Annotated in this window: 18 protein-coding genes; 13 read left to right on the forward strand and 5 right to left on the reverse strand. The window is 66.5% G+C overall.

Going from position 1 to position 16,690, the window contains the following annotated elements; all coding sequences use genetic code 11:
* Nucleotides 1-59 precede the first annotated feature (59 nt).
* From AC2TZ7_RS08830 to AC2TZ7_RS08845, 4 genes are all read left to right on the forward strand, one after another.
* Nucleotides 60-923: an ABC transporter permease gene (locus AC2TZ7_RS08830; RefSeq protein WP_489866626.1), complete on the forward strand. Its 864-nt coding sequence runs from the start codon at nt 60-62 to the stop codon at nt 921-923.
* Nucleotides 920-1,768: an ABC transporter permease gene (locus tag AC2TZ7_RS08835; protein ID WP_078519524.1), complete on the forward strand. Its 849-nt coding sequence runs from the start codon at nt 920-922 to the stop codon at nt 1,766-1,768. The genes AC2TZ7_RS08830 and AC2TZ7_RS08835 overlap by 4 nt, the downstream gene beginning before the upstream one ends.
* 71 nt (nt 1,769-1,839) lie before the next feature.
* Nucleotides 1,840-2,826 carry an ABC transporter substrate-binding protein gene (locus tag AC2TZ7_RS08840; protein ID WP_098410464.1) on the forward strand — a complete coding sequence of 329 codons (987 nt, stop codon included), beginning with the start codon at nt 1,840-1,842 and terminating at the stop codon, nt 2,824-2,826.
* Nucleotides 2,827-2,934: 108 nt separating this feature from the next.
* Entirely contained in the window at nt 2,935-3,399 is a 465-nt protein-coding gene (locus tag AC2TZ7_RS08845; protein WP_489866627.1) for a hypothetical protein, read from the forward strand.
* Between the two features lie 44 nt (nt 3,400-3,443).
* Here the strand turns inward: AC2TZ7_RS08845 and AC2TZ7_RS08850 are convergent, their stop codons facing one another.
* Complete coding sequence (locus AC2TZ7_RS08850; RefSeq protein WP_489866628.1) at nt 3,444-4,607, reverse strand: mechanosensitive ion channel family protein; 1,164 nt, start codon at nt 4,605-4,607, stop codon at nt 3,444-3,446.
* A 171-nt stretch (nt 4,608-4,778) separates the two neighbouring features.
* On the opposite strand from AC2TZ7_RS08850, the gene AC2TZ7_RS08855 reads away from it, so the two are divergent.
* The 6 genes from AC2TZ7_RS08855 to AC2TZ7_RS08880 all read left to right on the forward strand — a co-directional run bounded on the left by AC2TZ7_RS08855 (nt 4,779) and on the right by AC2TZ7_RS08880 (nt 11,209).
* Entirely contained in the window at nt 4,779-4,946 is a 168-nt protein-coding gene (locus AC2TZ7_RS08855; RefSeq protein WP_176535975.1) for a hypothetical protein, read from the forward strand.
* A 74-nt stretch (nt 4,947-5,020) separates the two neighbouring features.
* On the forward strand, nt 5,021-6,379 hold the full coding sequence (locus tag AC2TZ7_RS08860; protein WP_489866629.1) for a short-chain fatty acyl-CoA regulator family protein: 1,359 nt from the start codon (nt 5,021-5,023) through the stop codon (nt 6,377-6,379).
* Between the two features lie 51 nt (nt 6,380-6,430).
* Entirely contained in the window at nt 6,431-6,826 is a 396-nt protein-coding gene (locus AC2TZ7_RS08865; RefSeq protein ID WP_098410468.1) for a response regulator transcription factor, read from the forward strand.
* Entirely contained in the window at nt 6,826-7,164 is a 339-nt protein-coding gene (locus AC2TZ7_RS08870) for a hypothetical protein (RefSeq protein WP_255266426.1), read from the forward strand. The genes AC2TZ7_RS08865 and AC2TZ7_RS08870 overlap by 1 nt, the downstream gene beginning before the upstream one ends.
* Before the next feature lies 1 nt (nt 7,165).
* Nucleotides 7,166-9,892: an ATP-binding protein gene (locus AC2TZ7_RS08875; protein WP_489866630.1), complete on the forward strand. Its 2,727-nt coding sequence runs from the start codon at nt 7,166-7,168 to the stop codon at nt 9,890-9,892.
* A gap of 90 nt (nt 9,893-9,982) precedes the next feature.
* Entirely contained in the window at nt 9,983-11,209 is a 1,227-nt protein-coding gene (locus AC2TZ7_RS08880; protein ID WP_489866631.1) for a FliM/FliN family flagellar motor switch protein, read from the forward strand.
* A gap of 44 nt (nt 11,210-11,253) precedes the next feature.
* Here the strand turns inward: AC2TZ7_RS08880 and AC2TZ7_RS08885 are convergent, their stop codons facing one another.
* Nucleotides 11,254-11,754 (reverse strand): DUF6691 family protein, encoded by a 501-nt coding sequence (locus AC2TZ7_RS08885; RefSeq protein WP_078539606.1) that lies wholly within the window; start codon nt 11,752-11,754, stop codon nt 11,254-11,256.
* Nucleotides 11,754-12,179 carry a YeeE/YedE family protein gene (locus tag AC2TZ7_RS08890; protein WP_078519514.1) on the reverse strand — a complete coding sequence of 142 codons (426 nt, stop codon included), beginning with the start codon at nt 12,177-12,179 and terminating at the stop codon, nt 11,754-11,756. Before AC2TZ7_RS08890 ends, AC2TZ7_RS08885 begins: the two co-directional genes overlap by 1 nt.
* Nucleotides 12,180-12,373: 194 nt before the next feature.
* Between AC2TZ7_RS08890 and AC2TZ7_RS08895 the strand changes: the two genes are divergently transcribed.
* Both AC2TZ7_RS08895 and AC2TZ7_RS08900 read left to right on the forward strand, forming a co-directional pair.
* Nucleotides 12,374-12,712: a TraR/DksA family transcriptional regulator gene (locus AC2TZ7_RS08895; RefSeq protein WP_489866632.1), complete on the forward strand. Its 339-nt coding sequence runs from the start codon at nt 12,374-12,376 to the stop codon at nt 12,710-12,712.
* Nucleotides 12,713-12,843: 131 nt separating this feature from the next.
* Nucleotides 12,844-14,865: an enoyl-CoA hydratase/isomerase family protein gene (locus tag AC2TZ7_RS08900; RefSeq protein ID WP_489866633.1), complete on the forward strand. Its 2,022-nt coding sequence runs from the start codon at nt 12,844-12,846 to the stop codon at nt 14,863-14,865.
* Nucleotides 14,866-14,894: 29 nt separating this feature from the next.
* Here AC2TZ7_RS08900 and AC2TZ7_RS08905 read toward each other — a convergent pair whose 3' ends face one another.
* Entirely contained in the window at nt 14,895-15,110 is a 216-nt protein-coding gene (locus AC2TZ7_RS08905; protein WP_075774390.1) for a hypothetical protein, read from the reverse strand.
* Between the two features lie 206 nt (nt 15,111-15,316).
* Between AC2TZ7_RS08905 and AC2TZ7_RS08910 the strand changes: the two genes are divergently transcribed.
* On the forward strand, nt 15,317-15,568 hold the full coding sequence (locus tag AC2TZ7_RS08910; RefSeq protein WP_078519510.1) for a DUF2312 domain-containing protein: 252 nt from the start codon (nt 15,317-15,319) through the stop codon (nt 15,566-15,568).
* Between the two features lie 48 nt (nt 15,569-15,616).
* On the opposite strand, the gene AC2TZ7_RS08915 is transcribed toward AC2TZ7_RS08910, so the two are convergent.
* Nucleotides 15,617-16,492, reverse strand: coding sequence for a hypothetical protein (locus AC2TZ7_RS08915; RefSeq protein WP_489866634.1), 876 nt, complete (start codon nt 16,490-16,492; stop codon nt 15,617-15,619).
* Between the last annotated feature and the right edge of the window lie 198 nt (nt 16,493-16,690).

A 16,690-nucleotide genomic window follows, 5' to 3' on the forward strand; every position in this document is an offset into this window, starting at 1 on the left:
GCGCCGCTCTGGGCCTCGTCAAAGGGGCGTTCGGCCAAACCGAAGGGGAGGGCGGTCTGATGAAGATGATCGCACCCGTTCTGACGGTTCTGGCCGCGATCCTGTTGCTTTGGTACGCAGCCACCGTCTGGATGAATTCGCAATGGACCTACGATCAGGCGGCACGCGCCGGTGAAGAGGTCACGTTCTCCGAGCTTGTCACCGACACGCTGAGCCAGAAACGTCCCGTTCTGCCCGCCCCGCATCAGGTGGCTGTCGGGCTTTGGGAAGGCGTGGCCGGGCAGAAGATCACCTCCAAGCGCAGCCTTGTCTTCCATGGTTGGATCACGCTTTCGGCGACGCTTGCGGGCTTCGCGCTGGGCACCGGTCTGGGCATCCTGCTGGCGGTGGGGATCACCCATAGCCGGGCGATGGACCTGAGCGTAATGCCTTGGGCAATCGCGAGCCAGACGATCCCGATCCTCGCCATCGCGCCGATGGTGATCGTGGTTCTTGCGAGCCTCGGGATCACCGGGTTGCTGCCCAAGGCGATCATCGCGGCATACCTGAGCTTCTTCCCCGTGCTCGTCGGCATGGTGAAGGGGCTGCGCGCGCCCGATCACATGCAGCTGGATCTGCTGAAGACCTATAATGCGAGCCAGGGCGCGACCTTCTGGAAGCTGCGGCTGCCCTCGTCGATGCCGTACCTCTTCGCCTCGCTGAAAGTGGGCGTCGCGGCGAGTCTCGTCGGCACCATCGTGGCCGAACTGCCGGCGGGCGCGACCCGCGGGCTTGGCGCGCGGCTTCTGTCGGGCAGCTATTACGGGCAGACGGTGCAGATCTGGTCCGCTCTGTTCGCAGCGGCGGCGCTCGCGGCGATCCTTGTGGTGGTGGTCGGCATCATCGAACAAATCACCCTCAAGCGGATGGGGATGGTGCAATGAGCTGGCTTATTTTCGCAATCGTCTTCTGGCTGGCGGCCTGGGCCCTCAATACCTGGCTTGCGCGCCATCACGGCTCGGAGCGTTGGGCGCGTTTCCTGATCCCGGCCTTGTTCGGCATCACCCTCCTGCTTCTGTGGGAAGGTCTGGTTCGCGGGCTGAATATCAGCCCGGTGATCCTGCCCGCCCCGAGCCAGATCGCGGCGAGCCTGATGGCCTCGACCGATGTGCTGCGCGAGGATTTCGTGCAGACGATCCTGAAAGGCGCGCTGTCGGGCTATATCATCGGCTGCGGCGCGGCGGTGGTGGTGGCGATCCTGATCGACCGCTCGCCCTTCCTGCAACGCGGGCTGCTGCCGATCGGGAACTTCGTCGCGGCCCTGCCGATCGTCGGGATCGCGCCGATCCTCGTGATGTGGTTCGGCTTCGACTGGCAGTCGAAAGCGGCGGTCGTCGTGGTCATGGTCTTCTTCCCCGTCCTCGTGAACATGGTGGCGGGTCTGGCGGCCACGAATGCGCTTCAGCGCGACCTGATGGCGACCTATTCCGCAAGCTATTGGCAGGGGCTTTTCAAGATGCGCCTGCCTGCGGCGATGCCGTTTCTCTTCAACGGGTTGAAGATCGCGACGACACTGGCTTTGATCGGTGCGATCGTTGCCGAATTTTTCGGCAGCCCGACGAAAGGAATGGGCTTTCGCATCTCGACCGCGGTGGGGCAGCTTGATCTGCCGCTCGTGTGGTCGGAAATTACCGTTGCGGCCCTCGCGGGCTCGGGCTTCTATGGGCTTGTCGCCCTGATCGAGAAGCTGGTGACTTTCTGGCACCCGTCGCAACGGGCCCGGACGTAAGGGCAAGGAAGAGCCTGAGAAAAACCTAAAATCCCGGGCGTAAAGATCCGGGGCCAACAGTGGAGTGAAAGATGAAGAAACTGATCGCAGGGGTGGCCGCAAGCCTCACCATGGCGGGGGCCGCTTGGGCCAACGAGGACGTGACGCTGCAGCTGAAATGGGTCACGCAGGCCCAGTTCGCGGGCTACTATGTCGCGCTCGACAAGGGCTTCTACGAGGATGCGGGTCTCGACGTGACCATCAAGCCGGGCGGCCCCGATATCGGGCCCGAGCAGGTGATCGCAGGCGGTGGCGCCGACGTCATCGTCGACTGGATGCCGGCGGCGCTGGCGGCCCGCGAGAAAGGGCTGCCGCTCGTGAACATCGCCCAGCCCTTCAAGAAGTCGGGCATGATGCTGACCTGCCTCAAGGAAAGCGGCATCAAGACCCCCGAGGACTTCCCGGGCCATACGCTGGGCGTGTGGTTCTTCGGCAATGAATACCCGTTCCTGAGCTGGATGAACCATCTCGGCATCTCGACCGAGGGCGGCGACGATGGCGTGACCGTGCTCAAGCAGGGCTTCAACGTCGATCCGCTTCTGCAAAAGCAGGCGGCCTGTATCTCGACCATGACCTATAACGAGTATCTGCAGGTGCTCGAAGCGGGTATCCAGCCCGACCAGCTGGTGACCTTCAAGTATGAAGACGAAGGCGTCGCGACGCTCGAAGACGGTCTTTACGTGCTCGAAGAGAACCTCAAGGACCCGGCTTTCGTCGACAAGATGGCGAAATTCGTGAAGGCCTCGATGGAAGGCTGGAAATACGCCGAGGAGCATCCCAAGGAAGCTGCGCAGATCATTCTCGACAATGACGAGACCGGTGCGCAGACGATGGAGCACCAAGAGGGCATGATGGAAGAGGTCGCCAAGCTGACCGCTGGCTCGAACGGCACGCTCGACCCCGCCGATTACGAGCGCACGGTCGACGTTCTGATGTCGGGCGGTTCGGACCCGGTCATCACCAAGAAGCCGGAAGGCGCTTGGACCCATGAGGTGACCGACAAGGCCGGCCTCGAATAAGAGAGACGCTCTCGCGAGACAGAAAGCCCTCCGGTGCGCCGGGGGGCTTTTTCATATTCGGGGTTTCTTAAGGGGAATCGGCTTTGCTGAGCGGCAGGAGGCATTCGCATGGCCGATCGATCAATGACCGCGCAACGTGCGCGGGCTCGCGCACGGGCCCGCAGGCGTCAGCAGCGCACGCACCCGGCCCTGACCGCGTTCTATGCGGTCCTCGCGATCGGGGTCGCGGGAGGGTTGTTCTTCCTCGCCTGGAAAAGCCAGTTCGCGGCCCCGCCAAGCTATCTCTTCGACACGCCGACCCAGCCGATCGAGGCGGCCTATTGCCTTGCCGTGGTGCGCGGGCTCTCCGGCGGCGGAAGCGGGGGATATATCGCGCAGGCGCAGGATTTCTGGCTGCAACGCCTGCTGAATTTCAGCGGCGATGTCGCGGGCAATATCGCGAAGGGCGAAGACGCGCTCGGGCATCATCTGATCGGCAGGCCCGTGCCAGATCGCCAATGGCTCGTCGACGCGATGGCTGCCTGCTCCAACCGGGCCGTGAACTACGGGGCGCATTTCGGGGCCTTCGATTAGCGCCGGGATGCCGAGGCTTCGCGGAAGACGGATGGGGCAAGCACTTATGCGGGCGGCATCTCGCCAGACGGTGTCTCCGAGGGTGCAGCTTCGCCGGAGGACGCGCCGAGGAATGCAGCCTCCGCAGGCGACAAATCGGCCCGGGTGCGGGGCAGGGCGTGGGGCATCTCGGCCTGAATCCACGCCACCAGCTCCTCGCGAATGTGGCAGCGCAGATCGAAGGTGCGTGGACCGTTGCGTGCGGAGGCGAGGATACGCACCTTCATCACCCGCTCGCGGAAATCGGTCACCTGCAGGGCAAAGACCTTCCCGTCCCAGAGCGGATCGGCGCGGGTAATCTCTTCGGCCTTCGCGCGGATCGCGGCGACGTCGGCCGTGTGGTCGAGATAGATCATGACGGTGCCGATGAGATCGGCGCTTTCGCGGGTCCAGTTCTGGAAAGGCTGCTCGATGAAATAGCTCAAGGGAACCACGAGCCGCCGCCAATCCCAGATGCGGATGACAACGTAAGTGGATGTAATTTCTTCGACATTGCCCCATTCGCCCTCGACGATCAGCGCGTCGTCGATGCGGATCGGCTGGGTCAGGGCAAGCTGGATGCCCGCGAACAGGTTCTTGAGCACCGGCTGCAGCGCGAGGCCCACGACGATACCCGCGGCCCCGCCTGCGGCCAGAAGCGACACGCCATATTGGCGCACGGCTGGGAAGGTCATCAGGGCGGCTGCGACCGCGAGGATCACGATCATCACCTTGGCCACGCGCATCAGGATGCGGGTCTGGGTGACGTGCTTGCGCGCAAGCAGGTTGTCTTCCGCGTCGAGCTTGAAGCGGCGCAGGTGGATCGTCGTCCAGATGTAAAGCGCGGTATAGGCGATCCAGGCGAGGCACAGGATCAGTGCGACCAACAGAATATGGGTGATTGCACCGGTGACTGCGGCGCTGGCGGGCGCGAGCCCGTTTGCAAAGCCAAGCGCCGCGATCAGCAGGATCAGCCGCATCGGCTGCGCCCCGCGTGCAACCAGCGAGCGCCAGAACAGATCGCGATCGGCCACCGCGCGGTTGAGCGCCGTGAACAACACCCTAAACAGCAGCAGCGCAATCAGCGCCGCCGTCACATAGGCGATCAGCGCCACCGCCCAGTCCGGCAGGAATTTTTGCGCCGTATCGATGGCGCTGGCCAGTTCGGTCTCGATCGTCTCGGGCTCCATCCGGGTCTCCGCGAATTTCCGCGCGCAATGCTGCGCTGCCGCATTGATGATGGCGCATCGAGCGGAGCTGTCAAATCGGGCCGGGAATTGACGTCGATCATAGAGCGCACAGGCTGGGAATGTAGAATGACATGTGGGAAAATCGTCCCATGCCGAGAATTGGAGAGAGCCATGAAAAACCGCTTTTTCGCAACCGCCGCACAGCTTGGAGCCGTCGTCGCACTGGTCGCGCTTGCAGGCTGTGCGCAGCTTGAACGCGATATCGGGGAATGCGAGCCGGGTGTCGGGGGCATGTCGGGCATGGCCACGGTCACACCCTCCGGAACGGGCCCCTGCTGAGCCCCTGTAAACCGCTGTAAAACTATTTTCTTCTTCTGCACTTGTTTGTAAAAACGGGTGCAGGAGGAGTTTACATGGCCCGTTCCCCGCTGACCGGCACCCGCATTCGCGAGCGGCGCAATGCGCTTGGCTTGAAGCAGGCCGAACTGGCGCGGGCTTCCGGCATTTCGGCGGCCTATCTCAACCTGATCGAGCATAATCGCCGCCGGGTCAGCGATGCGCTGATCGAGCGGATTGCGGGCGCGATGGGCGTCGATCCGGTCACGCTGGGCGAGGGGGCGGAGGGCGCGCTGTTCGCCGGGCTGCGCGAAGCGGTCGCGTCGCTGGAACTGGCCGAGACAGGTAACGGCAATGGCACGGGCAGTGCCAGCCAGGCCGCGCCCGATCTCGACCGCATCGAGGAATTCGTCGGCCGCTTTCCTGCATGGGCCGCGCTTTTGGTGAACCGTCAGGCGCGGCTGGCCGAGCTGGAGCGCGTGGTCGAAACCTATGCCGAGCGCATGGCGCAGGACCCGTTCCTGCTGACCTCGCTGCACGAGGTCCTCTCGGCGGTGACCTCGCTGCGCTCCACCGCCGCGATCCTTGTCGAGACCGAGGATATCGAGCCGGAATGGCGCGCGCGTTTCCTCAACACGATCCAGGAGGAAAGCCTGCGCCTGTCGGGAACGGCGGAGGCGCTGGTCGGCTATCTCGACGAGATGGAAACCGCCGAGACTGGCCTGTCCTCGCCGCAAGAACAGCTCGAGGCGTGGCTCGAAGCGCGCGGCTGGCATTTCCCGGAACTGGAGGATGCGGGGACCGACCCGGAGGCGCTGATCGCGGGCGCGCCGGAACTGGCCTCTGCGGCGGCGCGGGAGCTGGCCCGCAGCCATCTGCAGTGGCAGGCCGCCGATGCGCAGGCCTTGCCGCTCGATCCGGTGCTGGCGGCGCTGGCCGAGCTCGGCCCCGATCCGGGCGCGCTGGCGGCGCGCTTCGCCGTGCCGCTCGCGCAGGTGTTGCGGCGGCTCGCGGCCCTGCCTGCGGGTGCGCCGGGTCTGGGGCAGCCGGGGCTGGTGATCTGCGACGGTTCGGGCACGCTGACCTTCCGCCGCGCAGCCCCCGGGTTTCTGCTGCCGCGCTTCGCCGCCGCCTGTCCGCTCTGGCCGCTCTATGAAGCGCTTGCACGGCCGATGCAGCCGATCCGGGCGCTGGTCGATATGGCGGGGCGCTTGCCGCAACGCTTCCTGACCTATGCCGTCTCCGAGCCGCGCCCGACGGGGTTCGACGGTCCGGTGCTGATGCGCGCCACCATGCTGATCCTGCCAGCGCCCGCGCAGAGCGCTGATGCGCCTGCGCGCCCGATCGGCGCGTCGTGCCGAATCTGCCCGCGTGGCGAGTGTCCGGGGCGGCGCGAGCCCTCGATCGTCGCGGATGCGTCGGCGGGGAGGGCGTGAGGGTTTGACAGGGCGCGACACGGTGGCGATAGTCGGGTGAGGGGGATGGCTATGGCGCAAAGACAGGTGCTGTTGATCGAGGACGAGCCGCATATCGCGGAAGCGATCCGGTTCATCCTGACGCGTGCGGGCTGGACGGTGTCGGTGCTCGAAGACGGCGCGCGGGCAATTGCGCGCATCACCGGCGATCCGCCCGACGCAATCATCCTAGATCTGATGCTGCCGGGGCGCTCCGGTCTCGAAATCCTTGCCGATATGCGCGCGGATGCCGCGCTGCGCGATTTGCCCGTTCTGATGCTCAGCGCGCGCGGGCAGGGGCGCGACCGCGATGCCGCGACCCGCGCCGGTGCGACGGCTTTCCTCGCCAAGCCATTCGCCAATGGCGACGTGCTCGACCAGCTCGAAGCGATCACCGGCGGGGGCGCTGCGCGCCGGGAGCCCGCCTGATGCCGCAGACGGGCCAGCCGCTCTTTCTTGCCCGCCGTTCCTATCGCCGCCGCCGCCTGATGGATGCGGCGCGGCTTCTGCCGATTGTCGGGCTGGTGCTGATCATGATGCCGGGTCTGTGGCATCCGGCGCAGACCCCGGTGCCCGATACCGGGCGCGGCGGGCTCTACCTTTTTGCGGTCTGGATCGTGCTGATCCTCGCGGCTTTCGCCATCTCCCGCGGGCTTGGCCCGGTGCTCAACGCTGAGGACGTGCCCGAAGGCAATGGCGAGGCCGAGGGCCCAACCGACGCCGCAACCGCCAGCCGCGCGTCGGACGCGCCGCCGCCGGAGGGCTGAGATGCCCTTCAATAATCTCGTCGCGGTCTGCCTGACCTATGTGATCGTGCTCTTTTCGGTGGCGTTCGTGGCCGAACGCCGCGCGCAGCGCCGCCGCCTGCGCTTCCTGCGCTCGCCGGTGATCTACACGCTCTCGCTGTCGATCTACTGCACCGCCTGGACCTTCTACGGCGCGGTCGGCTACGCGGCGCGCTCGGGGCTGGAGTTCCTGACGATCTACCTTGGCCCGACGCTGGTCTTCGTCGGCTGGTGGTGGGTGTTGCGCAAGCTGGTGCGGATCGGGCGCACCCATCGCGTGACCTCGATCGCGGATCTGATTTCCAGCCGCTACGGCAAGTCGAACACGCTGGGCGTCATCGTCACACTGATGTCGGTCGCCGCCGCCACGCCCTACATCGCGCTGCAACTGCAATCGGTGACGCTGAGCTTCGGCGTCTTCGCCGCGGGCACGCCCGAGGGCTGGGCGCTGCCCGACCAAGGGGCGACGGCGCTGTGGATCGCGGGCGGGCTTGCGATCTTCACCATCCTCTTCGGCACCCGAAACCTCGATGCGAACGAGCGTCACCACGGGGTCGTCACCGCGATTGCGCTGGAGGCGGTGGTGAAACTGGTCGCGCTGGTCGCGGTGGGCGTTTTCGTCGTCTGGGGGTTGGGCGGCGGGCCGATGGACATGCTCTCGCGGATCGACGCCTCGAAGATCGCGGAATGGGATCTCAATCCGGGACGCTTCGCGGGGCTGACCTTCGTCTCCGCCGCCGCGATCCTGACCTTGCCGCGGATGTTTCAGGTGCTCGTCGTGGAGAATGTCGACGAGCGGCACCTCGCGACCGCAAGCTGGGCCTTTCCGGCCTATCTGATGCTGATGAGCCTCTTCGTCGTGCCGATCGCGGTGATGGGGCTGGAGCGGATGCCCGAGGGCACGAATCCCGATCTGTTCGTGCTCACGCTGCCGCTGTCGGAGGGGCAGGGGAAGCTGGCGCTGCTGGCCTTCCTCGGCGGGTTTTCCTCGGCCACGTCGATGGTGATCGTCGCCGCCATTGCGCTCGCGACGATGGTCTCGAACCATATCGTGACGCCGCTATGGCTGGCACTGCGCCGCGAAGGCCCGCGCGCCCAGGGCGATGTGCGCGGGCTGGTTCTGGCCTCGCGCCGGGTCTCGATCATCGTGGTGCTAGCGATGGGCTATGCCTATTACCGGATGTCGGGCGGCTCCGAGGCGCTGGCGGCGATCGGCCTGATCGCATTCGTGGGCGCGGCGCAGGTTCTGCCCGCGCTGATCGGCGGCATCTTCTGGCGCGGCGCGACCCATGTGGGGGCGGCGGCGGGGCTGGTGATCGGCTTCGCGCTTTGGGCCTATACGCTCTTTCTGCCCTCGGTGGGCGATGCCGGGCTGATACCGCAGATCGTTCTGGATCACGGGCTGTTCGGGTTCGAATGGCTGCGCCCGCACGCGTTGTTCGGGATCGCGGGGCTCGACCCGTTGCTGCACGCGCTGTTCTGGTCGCTGCTGTTCAACACGCTCGCCTTTCTGGTCTTCTCGATGCTGTCCTTCCCCGGCCCGATGGAGCGGCTGCAGGGCGTGGCCTTCGTGAATATCTACGATCAAAGCCCCGCCGCGCGCTCTTGGGTGCAAGGCGGGGCCGAGGCCGAGGACCTGCTGTCGATGTCGCAGCGGATTCTGGGCGCCGAGCCCGCGCAGCATTTCTTCCAGGCGCAGGCGGCGGGGCAGGGCAAGGCCGGGTTCTTGCCCGACACCACGCCCGATTTCCTCGCCCGGCTGGAGCGCAAGCTGGCGGGCTCGGTCGGGGCCTCGACGGCGCATGCGATGATCGCGCAGCTGACCGGGGGCACCTCCGTGTCGATGCAGGACCTGATCGCCGTGGCGGGCGAGACGGCAGAGGCCAAGGAATACACCGCGCGGCTCGAGGCGAAATCCGAGGAGCTCGCGCGGGTGGCGCGGGCGCTGCGCGAGGCCAATGACAAGCTGCAGGATCTGTCGGTGCAGAAGGACAGCTTCCTCAGCCAGATCAGCCACGAGCTGCGCACGCCCATGACCTCGATCCGCGCCTTCTCGGAAATCCTGATGGAGCCCGATCTGCCGGATTCGATGCGCGCGCAATATGCCGAGATCATCCATGAGGAAGCGCGCCGCCTGACCCGTCTGCTCGATGATCTGCTCGACCTCTCCGTGCTCGAGAACCGCCGCGCACAGCTCAATGTCTCGGTCGCCAATCTGCACGACCTGATCAACCGCGCGGTGCAATCGGCCTCCTCGACCCGGCCCGACCGCGCCTTCCGGGTGGAGCGCGATTTCCCGACCGAGCACATGCCGATCTTCACCGATGCCGACCGGCTGGTGCAGGTCATGATCAACCTGATCTCGAACGCGCGGAAATATTGCGATGCCGAGAAGGCGGTGCTGCGGATAGAGGTGAAGCGCCGGGGCAAGCGGGTGCAGATCGACTTCATCGACAACGGCGCGGGCATTCCGAAGAAAAGCCAGAAGCTGATCTTCGAGAAATTCGCCCGTCTGACCGATCAAAGCCGCGCCGGCAGTGCGGGCCTCGGCCTCGCGATCTGCCGCGAGATCATGACCAATCTCGGTGGCACGATCGACTATGTGCCGGGACAGGGCGGGGCCGCGTTCCGCATCAGCCTGCCGCTGAGACGCAGCGATCTGCGCGCGCCCTCCGACCCGCCTTCGGAAAGCGCGGCCCTTTCGCGCTAAGCCGCGAAACGCTGGGCATTTTCAACGCTTTGTAAACCTCGATCTGTCAAAGCTGGGCGATGAGACCCCGAATGCGGGTGGATGGAGACCATGGTTCACGAGCGCGAGACATCGGTGCTGCGGCGTAAGACCGAGGCGGCGAAGGCGGTTGCGGGCGCGGCCCCGATCACGCCTGCGCGCGCAATCACGCTCGCGCTGTCCAAGGTCGCGCAGGATATGCTCGAACTGCCGCTGAAGGTCGCCTCGATCGAGGAGGCGACGCGGTCTCTCGCCGATCTACCCGAGATGCTCGAAGATCTGTCGCTGCTCGCGGTGATCGAAGGGCCGGGGGAGGCGCTTGGCGTCCTCGCATTGCCGCCCGCCACCCTGGCCACGCTGATCGAGATGCAGACGATGGGGCAGTTCGGCAAGACCATGCCTGCCCCGCGCAAACCCACCCGGATCGATGCCGCCATCGCCGCCGATTTCGTCGATGCGGTGCTGGCCGAGATCGAGGAGGGCTTGATCAGCGACCCTGCGATTTCCTGGGCCGGGGGCTTCCGCTTCGCCTCGCATCTCGACGATCCCCGGCCGCTTGGCCTACTGCTGGAAGATGTCAGCTACCGCGTCTGGACGGCGCAGCTTGGCTTCGGCACCGGGGGCGAACGCAGCGGCGGCTTCCTTTGGGCGGTTCCGCGCGAAGGGCGGGGCGCCGCGATGCGCCGCGCGTCCCCGGCTGCGGGCGAAAATCCGGAGGGCGGTGTAGGGCCCAAGGCGGAAAGCTTCACGCCCGAAGATCCCGCGCGCGACTGGTCTGATACGTTCGAACGCTCCATTCTGGCGGCCTCCGCGCAGCTCGAAGCGGTCCTGCACCGCGTCACGCTGCCGCTGTCTACCGTGCTGACGCTGCGCCCCGGCACAGAGATCCCGATCCCGGAGGACGCGTTGGAGAAGATCACGCTCGAGGCGCAGGGACGGCGCAAGCTCTCGCTTGCCCGTCTCGGCCAAAGCCACGGGCTACGCGCGCTGCGCCTGCGCGAGGAAGACGAGGCGGCGAATGGCGCTGGCCGTGGGGCGGACACTTTCGATGCCGGGGCGTCGCCCTATGGGCAGGCCCCGACGCTCGACGAGGTGCCGGGCCTGTCCAGCCTCGGCGACCCGCTCGATCCGGCCTATGACGCGGAGGACGGCGTCGATGCCGCCCACGCGCCCGAGCCGCGCGGGTTGGACGGGCTTGAACCCGACATGGATTTTGGCGAGCCACTCGATCTTGATGCGCTCTCCGCGACGGAAGACGACGACGCGCTGCCGCCGCTCAAGATCCAATCGGGCATGTGATTGCACCCCCGCCTTGGGGGCGCGAATGCAGGCTGCGGCTCGGCTTATGCGCCGCGCGTCGCCGAGGTCGCGGGCGTCTCTTTGGTCCCGTTCTCGCAGGGCGGCACTTCCAGCGTGCTGCGATCCAGCAGGCTCAGCCACGCTTTCGCCCGCGGTGCGAGCGCCATCCCGACCCCCATGGCGATCAGGAACAGCCAGCCCTCCCAGCCATTGAAGGACAGCGAACCCATTGCAGGGCCGGGGCACAGCCCCGCAAGGCCCCAACCCGCGCCGAACAGGAGCGAGCCGAGCACGAGATTGCGATCCACGAGCCGCGGAAACGGCCCCGGCATCGGCGAGCCCAGCATCGAGGTTTCGCGGCGCTTCGCGAAGATCCAGACGAAGAACATCACGCTCACCGCGCCGCCCATCACGAAGGCCAGCGTCGGATCCCAATCGCCGAACACGTCGAGCCAGCCCTGCACCTTTTTCGTGTCGACCATGCCCGCCACGAGAAGCCCCGCGCCGAACAGTCCACCCGACAGGAATGCGAAGAAATTGCGCATCAGATCACTCCCAGAAAATGCCGGAAGATCACGAGGACCAGCGCACCGCCGAGCAGGTAGAAGGCGGTGGCGACGATCCCGCGCAGCGAAAATCGCGAGATGCCGCAGACGCCGTGGCCCGAGGTGCAGCCATTCGCGATCCGCGTGCCCAGGCCCACCATCAGGCCTGCGGCTACGATCACCCAGACGGAACTGGTCATATGGGTGTCGACTGTTGTGTAAAGCGGCACGAGAAGCGGTGGCACCGCGATCAGCCCGCCGAGGAAGGCCACGCGCTCGGACACGGTCTCGCGGCCCGAGCCGTCGACCAGCCCGCCGATAATGCCGCTTGCGCCCATGATCCGGCCGTTGACCAGCAGAAACAGGCCCGCGCCCGCGCCAATCATCAGGCCTCCGACGAGGCCCCAAATCCAATCTTGATGCATGAGCTCTCCCTGTGCTCAATTGCGTGTCGAACGGGCTCTCCCGGACCCGTCAGAGTTGTAATGCTAGACCTCACGCCCGTGATGGTGCAAGCAATTTGATATCTGCATATGTGCGTGAGTGCGACCGGTTGATTTGCGTCAAAGCGGAGAAATGCTTGCCTGTTTAGGTGGTTGTATCGATCAAGGAGGACAGGATGAAGTCGATTGAAACGCGCAAGAGCGAACTCGAAACCCGCCGGGCGCAACTCTCGGAACGGATGGCGCAGGTCGAATCCGAGCTTGAGAGCCACGAAGAAAAAGATTGGGACGACGCCGCGATCGAGCATGAAAGCGACGAGGTTCTCGAAGACCTCGGCCAGTCGGCGCAGTCCGAGATCCGCGCGATCGACGCCGCCCTGGCCCGGATCGAGGCGGGCGAATACGGCTATTGCGTCACCTGCGGCGAGCGCATCGACGAGGCGCGGCTCGATCTGCTGCCCGCAACGCCGTTTTGCCGGGCGCACGCACCGGGCGCGAAGGCGGCCCGCCAGTAACCCTGGGCCTATCGTTTCAAACGGGCAGGGGCAGTCAATTGCCCCTGCGCGCATCCCCCGGAGATGCGCGATTTCCCTTTTGTTTTGAACCTGCTTCGCTTTAAACTTCGCGCGGCGGTGGATCGCACGGAATGCCCCGCCACAAGTGGGGGACGATGGCGAACCGGGTGAAATTTCGCACACAGGACGGGCTGGCTTGGCTGACGCTCGCAGCGCTTGACGATCAGGGCGCGCGGGCCGGTATCACGGCCCAGATGCGCCGCGCGATCGGCGGCGTGCTCGACCGTGTCGAAGGCGACAAGAGCCTGCGCGGTCTGGTCCTGCAGGGCGGTGCGGCGGGCTGGCCCTGCGCGCCCGATCCGCTGGACGATTTCGACGCGATCACGCCGCGCCCCGCGAAGGGCGAAGAGGTGCCGAGCCTGTCGGAGCTTTGCCGACGACTCGGGGCGCTCGACCTGCCAGTGCTTGCGCGGCTTTCCGGGCGGATCGCGGGCGGCTCGATGGCGCTGGCGCAGGCCGCCGATCTGCGCATCGCCGATCCCGACACCTGTTTTGCGGCACCGGAATTCGCGCTTGGCGGCTTCGTCGGCGCAGGCGGCCTCGTGCGGCTTGCGCGGCGGATCGGCGGCGCACGGGCGCTTGCGATCGTGGCCGCCGGTGAGGAGGTCGAGGCCGAGCACGCCCGAGGGCAGGGCCAATGCGACCTCGTGCTGGGCGCGAGCGATCGCAGCCAGATTGCCGCCGCCCTCGATATGCTGATCGCCGAGGGCGTGCCGCGCACCGATACCGCGCTCGACGACCCCGCAACCTATCTCAACGATCTCGCGCCGCTGCGCGCGCAGCTGGGCAGCGGCGCGCTTGCACCGGTCGGCGCGCGCCTGTTCGAAGTGGTCGAGGGCGCGCTGTTGCTGCCGCTCGACGAGGCGCTCGATGTCGAGGCGGTGGCCTTGCAGGAATTGCTCGAGGCGCCGCTGTCGCAGGCGTTGCGCTACGCCGCACGGGTCACGCGTCGCGCCGCCCATCTTCCCAGCGAGGGCACGCCCACTGCGCCCGCGCCGCTGCGCATCGGCCTTTGGGATCAGCCCGCCGCGATGGCCGGGGGCTTGCTCGCCGCCGGGCACGAGGTCGTCTTCGGCGCAAGCGATCCCGCCGCGATCGAGACGGCCTTTGCCGATATCGCGCGCAAGCAGGAGATCGCGGTGCAATCCGGCGCGCTGTCGCCCGAGATTCGCGAGGCCGATTGGGCGCGGCTTGGCGCGGCGATGACCCGCGAGGGGCTGTCAGGGGCGGATGCGCTGATCGCCTCGGGCAAAGGGACATTCCCGCCCGCGCCGCTGAGCGCGCGCAACGCCGAGGATCTGCCCGACGGCGCGGAGGAATTCAGGCTGCGCTGCACCGGCGATCTGTGTGAACTCGTGGCGCCCGAGGGCGCGGTGCCTGCCGATCTCTACGCGATGGCGGGGCTGCTGCGGCAGGGTGGGACGCAGGTTCTGCGCGGTGGCCCGGGCGCGGGCGGCATCGCCGATCATCTGCGCGTCGCCTATATCGCCGCGGCAGAGCGTGCGGTGCTGGCCGGGGCCTCGGTCGCGCAGGTCGATGCGGCGGTCCGCGAGGCGGGCGGCACGCGTCCGCCGCTGGAGCTGGCCGACCGGTTGGGCGTCGACGCCGTGCTCGAGGATTTCGTGCGGCTGCATCGCCCGTTCGGCCCGCTTCTCAGCCTGCTCGCGCTCGATGCCGCTGCGCGTGGCACGCGGCAACAGGGCTTTTACGATTGGTCCGAGGGCGCGCCGCGCCCGGTTCCCGATCAGGCCGAGGCGCTGGCGGCTTTGCGCGACGAGGCCGGGATCATGCCGCGCCGTCTGTCGAATGCGCGCATCCGCGCCCGGATTCTGGCCGAGCTTGCCAATTGCGGCGCGGGGCTCTTGCAGCACGCGCAGGCGCATCGGGCGGGCGATATCGACGTCGCGGCGCGCCATGTGCTGGGCTTTGCACCGCAGATGGGCGGCGTAATGTTCGCCGCCGACCGCGCGGGGCTTCTCGGGACGCGCAAGTTGCTGCGCGAATTGGCGGAAGAGGGCGCGCCCGAACCGGTCACACTATGGGATGTGTTGATCCGCAACGGCAAATGCTTCGCCGATCTCGACGACGCCTGAGGGGATGTGGGTGTTGGGGCAGGGCCGCCTCAGCCGAGGAAGATGCCCAGCACCACCATCATCAGCCCGATCACCGACACGAACAGCGCGCCCATATTGATCGCGATGATCTTTTGCAGCCGTGCGCGCAGCTCTTCATCGGGCAGGCCGGCACGCTTGGCGCTGGCCACTTTGACGATGCAATACAGGATGCCGAACAGCCCGATCACCGAGACGACGGCCCCTGCCCAGATCAGATTTTCCATTGCGGCCTCCGAAAGTTGCGCGCGCCTGCCTAGCCCGTCGCGGGGGGTATGGCAAGAAAAACGCAGGTGCCCGCTATGTTGCGGGAATAAGCGGGAGGGGCGGGCGTCCTTCCATAACCCGCCGATCCGCGCGCGCCGCCTCTTGATGCGCGCAGACGCTCGGGCTAGTCAGAGCGCCGACCCCCGTTCGCAAGCAGGAGAGGCCCATGCCCAACGATGCCGCCTACAATGTCACCGCCGATGAGCTGCGCCAGTTTGTCGAGCAGTTCGAGAGCCTCGAAGCCGAGAAGAAAGACATCGCCGAGCAGCAGAAGGACATCATGTCCGAGGCCAAGGCCCGCGGCTATGACACCAAGGTTCTGAAGAAGATCGTCGCTCTGCGCAAACGCGACAAGGATGACGTGGCCGAGGAAGAAGCGATTCTCGACATCTACAAATCCGCGCTGGGGATGGGCTGAGCGCCACTGCGCGCCGGGCGATGATCCGGCGCGAACCGCTCCCTTCGCTTAGGGTGCGATGAATTCCACACCGGGCATCCGCGCGATCGCGGCGACGTCGGCATCGTATTGCGCGGTGATCTCGTCGACCAGCTCATCGGTCCAGCCCGGCAGCGGTGCCTCGATCTCGAGCGCCTCGGGCTGGGCGTATTTGTCGAGGAAGGCCGCCACGATCTTGCGCCGGTGCAGCACCGATTTCGGCGGGTTCGCGTCGAAATAGCTGCGCAACCGTTCGATCCCCTCCTCGGGCATGATCTGACGCAGCACCATCATGTCGCCCTTGAGCGCCTGATCCTCGGGCAAACCGCCGACCGAGCGCAGCACCTCGGGCCAGATCAGCGGCAGATCCTCGTTGCACCAGATCACGAAACGCCGCCCGCCCGCGGCTTCCACCATCTGACGGATCAGCGGCTCCCAGCGCAGCTCGCGCGGGTCGTGGCCTTCCATGATCTGCTCGTAGCTGCGCTTGGGCAGCCGGGCGACCAGTTGCGGGATCAGGCTCGCGGGGTTGATCAGCGCGAGATGGAACTCGGTCTCCGCATCGGGAAAGAGGTTCGCGAGCGGTGCGAGCTTGCCCGGCGCCATCGCGTAGAAGCCGCGCTTGGTGATCACCCGCTCGGGGATGCACAGGAAAAACGCGTGGCTGAACACCAGCCGGTCGAGGACCGGCGCGTCGGTGCTCGCCTCGATGATCGCGTCCTGCACATCCTGCGGCGCAGGCCCGCCTTTCAGCGAGACCAAAGCATCGCGCAACACCATCCGATAGCTGCGGGGGGCGGGCACGGCGACGCGGTGAGATTCGAGGAGCCGGTCATTGCTCGAGAGCGCGCCCACGATGCGATCTTCATCGGTCGAATGCGCTCCGAGATGGAAAACGACTTTCATTCTGCGCGCCTCAATATCGTCTGGCCGGTCAAGCCTTTATTGTTGGCGCTCACTCTAGCCGCTCCGTTCTGGACAGGCAAATGTGTTTCGGGGTAGGAGGGGCGAGACAATTCCGACAAAACCGATCGGGAAAACCCGTGCCCAAGTCCGCCCAAACCCTCTCGGTCCCTCCTGCGCCTGCCCTGCGCGGGCGCTTGC

It is taken from the genome of Thioclava sp. ISO4, from assembly GCF_058105145.1.